The sequence below is a fragment of the Saccharopolyspora soli genome (genome assembly GCF_022678645.1).
Lineage (GTDB): Bacteria > Actinomycetota > Actinomycetes > Mycobacteriales > Pseudonocardiaceae > Saccharopolyspora > Saccharopolyspora soli.
Genome location: NZ_JALBWV010000139.1, coordinates 1 through 6,000, shown reverse-complemented (window position 1 = coordinate 6,000; position 6,000 = coordinate 1). Strand labels below are relative to the sequence as shown.

Annotated in this window: 4 protein-coding genes and 3 pseudogenes; 4 read left to right on the top strand and 3 right to left on the bottom strand. The window is 63.6% G+C overall.

All coding sequences use genetic code 11. The features are described 5' to 3' along the window. Positions 1-156 precede the first annotated feature (156 nt). The 3 genes from MOQ72_RS43690 (at position 157) to MOQ72_RS43680 (ending at position 2,165) form a co-directional block, all read left to right on the top strand. Positions 157-336: a hypothetical protein gene (locus tag MOQ72_RS43690; protein WP_242191957.1), complete on the top strand. Its 180-nt coding sequence runs from the start codon at positions 157-159 to the stop codon at positions 334-336. A 441-nt stretch (positions 337-777) separates the two neighbouring features. Further along, complete coding sequence (locus tag MOQ72_RS43685; RefSeq protein WP_242191956.1) at positions 778-1,194, top strand: VOC family protein; 417 nt, start codon at positions 778-780, stop codon at positions 1,192-1,194. A gap of 503 nt (positions 1,195-1,697) precedes the next feature. Further along, entirely contained in the window at positions 1,698-2,165 is a 468-nt protein-coding gene (locus MOQ72_RS43680) for a VOC family protein (protein WP_242191955.1), read from the top strand. A gap of 49 nt (positions 2,166-2,214) precedes the next feature. Here the strand turns inward: MOQ72_RS43680 and MOQ72_RS43675 are convergent. Then, positions 2,215-3,428: pseudogene (locus MOQ72_RS43675) on the bottom strand (IS256 family transposase). Between the two features lie 253 nt (positions 3,429-3,681). On the opposite strand from MOQ72_RS43675, the gene MOQ72_RS43670 reads away from it, so the two are divergent. Continuing rightward, a protein-coding gene (locus MOQ72_RS43670; RefSeq protein WP_372495660.1) for an IS5 family transposase occupies positions 3,682-4,502 on the top strand; the annotation gives its coding sequence in 2 pieces (ribosomal slippage) (positions 3,682-4,024 and positions 4,024-4,502; 822 coding nt in all). Here the strand turns inward: MOQ72_RS43670 and MOQ72_RS43665 are convergent. After that, a pseudogene (locus MOQ72_RS43665) lies at positions 4,480-4,987 on the bottom strand (transposase); the annotation flags it as partial. The gene MOQ72_RS43670 and the pseudogene MOQ72_RS43665 sit on opposite strands and share 23 nt — an antisense overlap. Next, positions 4,983-5,653 (bottom strand): annotated as a pseudogene (locus MOQ72_RS43660) (IS701 family transposase); the annotation flags it as partial. The pseudogenes MOQ72_RS43660 and MOQ72_RS43665, both read right to left, overlap by 5 nt. Positions 5,654-6,000 lie beyond the last annotated feature (347 nt).

Here is a 6,000-nt window from a genome sequence, read left to right as displayed (position 1 = left end):
CCGCAGCTAGCTCGAGCATGTTCAGCAGGGCCGTGGCCTCACCGAAACGCGTTCGAACGAACGCAGATCCCATCGGCCGCACTGAGACGAGTGGCGCCGGAATAGAGTCGGCCACGCCGCTGACATCGGCGATGGCGCCAGCTGGGCAACCCGGCCATGGCGGGCAAGGTCCTGCTTGAGATACTCGACGCGCCCAACCCACCGGGCCACCTCCTGCTCGGCAGCGACGCGTTACGCCTGGTCTCCGAGGCCCGTGTGGCGGTGGACAAGGAGTTCGCCACGTGGAGCGAGTTGACCCTGTCCACTGACTTCCCCGACGGCAGGTCCATCTGCTGACACAGTCTCACTCGATGGCAGGGCCCGCAGTCACACTCCCGTACGGCCTCCGCAGCTGCGCCAGCGGCATCGAGACGACCGTGCGCAGCAGCGTTGTCACCGGAGTGCAGCCGATGACTGAGACCGTGCCGCTCGACGAGGTCAACGACGTCTACGAGCGGATGATGTCCGGCGACGCCTATGCCCCTGATCTCCTGAGCATTGCGTGGTACAAGGCATCCGCAACGAGCCTGAGCCCGACCGCTCCCTCAGGCAGCAGCCCTGGCCCGGCACGGCCGAGCCCATCGTTGCGGGGCAGGCGCTCTCTACGCGTGCGGTGCCCTGCGAACGGGCCTCGACTTTGCATTCTTGTTCCGCCCCTCACGTGAGAGCCCTGCACACCACGTGCTACGGCCAGATTCTCTCCACTCGGCACACTGCCCAGATCCGATAGGAACACTCATGCCCCACCCCATCGCGGTCGCTCACATCACCTTGACCGTGACCGACCTGTCCGTCAGTGTCCCCTGGTACTCCAAGCTCTTGGACCGCGAGCCGGTTCTCGACGAGGACACGGGCCCGTTCCACCACGTCGGCTACGCCCTCGACAACGTCATGATCGGACTTCACTGCTTTCCCGCTCAGTCCCTCCCGGACGGCACGGCCACTGACCGGTTCAATGAGTTCCGGCCAGGCCTGGACCACCTGGCGTTCGCGTGCGCGGACCGCTATGACCTTGTGGCGCAGGGCCGACGGCTCGATGAGCTCGGCATAGCCCACAGCGGCATCGTCGATGCCCCCTACGGATTCGGGCTCTCCTTCCGGGACCCGGACAACATCGCTCTCGAGTTCTTCGCCCCACCGGCCGACAACGGCTGAGGCAGGCGGACGCGGCGCCCGAAGAGGTGGTGACACAGGGAGCCTGCGCTTCTCTTCCCTCTTCCGCGGGCGTAGCTGTTCGGCCCACACGACGGTAAGCCAGCCGCCCAAGAGAAGGTCGAACTCGGTGACGGCGGAACTTAGCGACTGGTCCGGCGCTGGTGGCCGCGGCCGGTCGGAGCGAGGGCGAAGGTGGCAGGTTCTCAAGCCAGGGGCTCCCGGCCCGTTTACCTCGGCCGAACCAGGAAGACGTGCTGGACGGGGTCACGCGGGCTGAGGCTTTTACGCTTGCTAGTGGCAAAGGGAAAGTCGCATTCATCCCTCCGCATTCCCCTGCGCTGGCATCCCCAATCATCACGTCCGAAACCGGATTTTCGGTTCCCATTCCATCGACCATGAATCCCTCAAGCACCGTTGAGATCGAAGACCGGTCGAAAATCATCACTGGCTGCACTCTCGCGAACCGCACAAAATCATTAAAACCAAGAACGAAGGGGCTCGCCATGCCTATGCCTGCCAACCCGCCGAAGAACCCGTCCAGCCCGTTCGCCTCATTCCACGGCCACCACGTCGGCATCCGCGTCCCTGACTACGACGCGGCCAAGGCCTGGTACACGGAGAAACTTGACTTCCGCGTCCTGCAGGAGTGGCCCTACGGCGAACTCCAGCTCGCCTATCTCAGCCCCGCCAACGACGACGACTTCCATGTCGAACTGCTCGCCGGGCCGGTGCCGTATCCGCAGGAGGTCCTCGATGACCTGGACGAGAGCCTCAAACACGCTGGCTACCAGCACATCTGCGTGCACGTCGACAGCGTCGACCAGACTCGCGACGAATTGATCCGCCGCGGTGTCGACGTGATCGGCGAGCCCTTCGAGATCGAGAACATCAGCCGACGACTGGCATTCTTCCGCGACCCGTGGGGCAACATGATCGAACTCGCCGAGATCCTCCCCGGCGCGGGCGCCTGAAGGACCTGAGCGGGGTCTATCTCACTTACGGTGTTTCCGGCGGTGTCGGTTAGTAGGTTTCAGCGGTCGGCCAGCGGTCGCTGAAGGTGATGGCGAAGGCGTTGATGACTGGTTTCCAACGCGTCGTCCATCGGGTGCGGCCTGTGCCGGTGGGGTCCAGGCTGCGGGTCACAAGGTACAGACACTTCCTGCCCTGCTTGCTCGGTCGGGAAGTGTCCCCTGGCTCGTACTGCCCGTCGGTAGCGGGCATTGAGCGACTCGATCGCGTTCGTCGAGCAGATCATTTTCCTGATTTCCGCGTCGTAGTCCAGGAAGGGAATGAACTCGTCCCAGGCGTTGCGCCATAGCTGCACCATCGCAGCGTGCTTATCACCCCATTTCTCGTCGAGTTTGGCCAACGCGGCAGCAGCCGCGTTGGCGTTCGGGGCTGTGTAGATCGGTTTCAAATCCCGCTTCAGGGCATCGGAGTGCTTGCGGGATACCAACCGGAACGAATTACGGATCAAATGGATGATGCACGTTTGTACAATGGCCTGCGGCCACACGTTTTCCACGACCTCGGGCAGGCCCTTGAGGCCGTCGCAGACGAGGAAGAACACCTCCCGCACGCCACGGTTTTTCAGGTCGATCAACACACTCATCCAGAACTTCGCGCCCTCGCCGCCGGTGCCCATCCACAGCCCGAGCACGTCCTTGCGTCCGTCCACAGTGACACCGATGGCGGCGTAAACGGGCTGGTTGGCGACCTGTCCGTCGCGGACGGTGACCATGATCGCATCGATGAAGATCGCACAGTACACCGAATCGAGCGGGCGAGCCGACCACTCATCCATCTCGGCGACGACCTTGTCGGTAATCCGCGAAACGGTATCTTTGGATACGGATGATCCATAGATCTCGGAGAAATGCGCCGAGATCTCGCCCGTGGTCAAGCCCTTCGCGTACAGCGACAGCACAATCTCGTCAACGTTGCCCAGACGCCGCTGCCGCTTACGCACGATCTGCGGCTCGAACGTGCCTTCCCGGTCACGGGGAAACCGCGATCTCCACCTCGCCTGCGGCAGCAGAGATCACCGTTTTCGTGCGGGTGCCATTACGGATATTGGTCGATTCCCGCGCGACATCGGCCCGGTTCGGTTCATGACCGAGATGTTCGGTCATTTCCTCATTCAACGCCGTCTCAAGCACATTCTTGGTGAACAGCTTCAACAGGCCCTCCGGGCCGGTCAGCTCCAGGCCCTGCTCCCTGGCCTGGGCCACCATCGCCGCCGCAGCGGCCTGCTCCGGCGACAACCGCCGCCCTGACCTCTCGATCTGCTCCAGTGCACTCACAGCATCAGAGGTCATCACTCACAACGCCCATCCCACCGGGTCAAGCCCGGCGCGTCGGACCAGAAACACCGATCAAGCGACAGTCCCCCTGAGCGACATCACCTCACTAAGAGGTCCTAACATAATGATCTTGGATGTGGTTTGATCTTGGTGTCGTCGTTGGATCGTCTGGTTGGGGTTGGTGTTGGCGCAGCGCAGACCGTGGGAGGTCGAGGATGGGCTGTGGGAACGGATCGAACCGTTGTTACCCGTGGTCGAGCGGCGGTTTCGACACCCGGGCCGCAAGCGCCTGGACGACCGCAAGGCGCTGTGCGGGATCTTGTTCGTGTTGTACACGGGGATGCCGTGGGAGTTCTTGCCGCAGGAACTCGGGTACGGATCGGGCATGACGTGCTGGCGACGGTTGCGGGAGTGGACCGAAGCCGGGGTGTGGCAGCGGTTGCACGAGGTGCTGCTGGCCGAGCTGAACGCGGCCGGGTTGATCGACTGGTCGCGGGCGGCGGTGGACGGCTCGCACATACGGGCGTTAAAGGGGGGCCCAAAACCGGCCCCAGCCCGGTAGATCGAGCCAGAACAGGCTCGAAACACCATGTGATCGTCGACGGTGGCGGTGTTCCGCTGGCGGCCACCCTCACAGGCGGTCAGCGACACGACGTCACCCAGCTGATGCCTCTGGTGGAAGCGATCCCGCCCGTGCGCGGGCGACGAGGCCGCCCACGTAAGCGGCCCGACGTGCTTTATGCGGACCGGGCCTACGACTACGACAAGTACCGCACGCTCGTGCGAGCCAAGGGAATCCAGCCTCAGTTCGCCGAACGCGGCACCGAACACGGCTCCGGGCTCGGCGTGTACCGGTGGGTCGTGGAGCAGGCCATCGCATTGCTGCACTGGTTCCGACGCCTGCGCATCCGCTGGGAGATCCGCGATGACATCCATGAAGCCTTCCTCAGCATCGGCTGCAGCATCATCTGCTGGCGCAAACTCAAGAACAACTCAATCTGTTAGGACCTCTAAGAGCGTGTCTTATTTGGTGAGTTTTTTTGTAGCAGGTGAGTGCGGCGGCGAGGGTGCGGAAGCCGCAGAACAGGGTGCCGTGTCGTTCGTATCTGATGGTGAGTCGGCGGTAGCCGAACAGCCAGGCGATGGTGCGTTCGATGATCCAGTGGTGTCGGTCGAGTTTCGTGCTGGATTCGATGCCTTTGCGGGCCAGTCGGGGGACGATTCCTCGGCTGCGCGGCCAGTCGCGCAGCTCGGCGACGTCGTATGTCTTGTCCGCGTGGAGTTTCGCGGGTCGGAAGCGGCGGGGCCCCGGCGGGAACGGATCGCGGGAATGGCCAGCACGAGCGGTTTGAGTGCGGCGTTGTCGTGGATGTTCGCCGCAGAGATACCGACCGCGAGCGGGATGCCTGAACGGTCGGACAGGCGTGGATCTTGGAACCGGCCTTGTCTCGATCGACCGGGTTCGGGCCGGTTACCGGTCCCCCCGTTTTTGGGTACCGCGACCACGTGGGCGATCTCGTGGGATTCCAGCCACAGCCGGAACCGGGTGTCCTGCCCATAGGCTTCGTCGCCGGTGACCCACCCGAACGGCACCCCGGCGTCCAGGGCGCGTTCGCCCTGCGCCTGGCCAGCACCGGTTTGGTCGCGAACTCGACCTCATCGCCGATCCCAGCCGCCCGGCACCGGTCACGATCAGCGATCCACTCCATCGGAAGATAGAGCTCCCGATCGATCAACCCTCGGCCATGATCCGAGGCATACGGCAGAAAAACACCGATCTGAGAGTTCTCAATCCGCCCCGCCGTGCCCGAATACTGCCGGGCCACCCCCGCAGATTTGGTGCCTTTCTTCAGAAAACCCATCTCATCGACGATCAACACACCATGCTCGGCATCGCCGATCGCCTCCACCACCGTGTCCCGCACGTCATCCCGCAGCCCATCGGTATCCCAGGCGTAGAAGTTCAACAGCCGCTGCATGCCCTCCGGCCCCGCGTCCCCCACAGCCTCCGCCAGGGTCCAGCCGTTCTTGCGTTCGGCCTCGCTGAGCAGCCCGCGCACGTACGACACCATCCGCCGCCGCGACTCCACCCGCGGAAACCGCCCCGCGAACCGAGACACAAACGCCGCGAAACTCGCCGACCACCCCTGCACCATCTCCGCCAACACACAAGGTCAACTACCAGGACCCGACCCCAGATCGCAACCTGTCGTTGCAGTACTAAGAGTGCTTGCAACCGCACCGCGAGTCCCAACATCAGTTCGATGTCCCCGCGCGACCCACACGTCGACAACAACACACATTCCGCGACCCCCATCTCCTCAAGTTCTGGTTCTTGGCCGGGGATTCTGCGGCACGACCTGGGTCTTGCCGTAAGCCGCCCAGTGCGTATAAGAGGCTCCGGCGATTGGGTTATTTGAGGCGTTGGGTGGTGGGGCGTGTGTGCCAGCGGTAGAGGGGTCTGGCGCGTTGGATGAGTTGACGGACGGTGATGATCGCGGCA

Coding starts and splice junctions, on each gene's coding strand:
- MOQ72_RS43690 (WP_242191957.1), top strand. CDS start 157: ATGGCGGGCAAGGTCCTGCTTGAGATACTCGACGCGCCCAACCCACCG.
- MOQ72_RS43685 (WP_242191956.1), top strand. CDS start 778: ATGCCCCACCCCATCGCGGTCGCTCACATCACCTTGACCGTGACCGAC.
- MOQ72_RS43680 (WP_242191955.1), top strand. CDS start 1,698: ATGCCTATGCCTGCCAACCCGCCGAAGAACCCGTCCAGCCCGTTCGCC.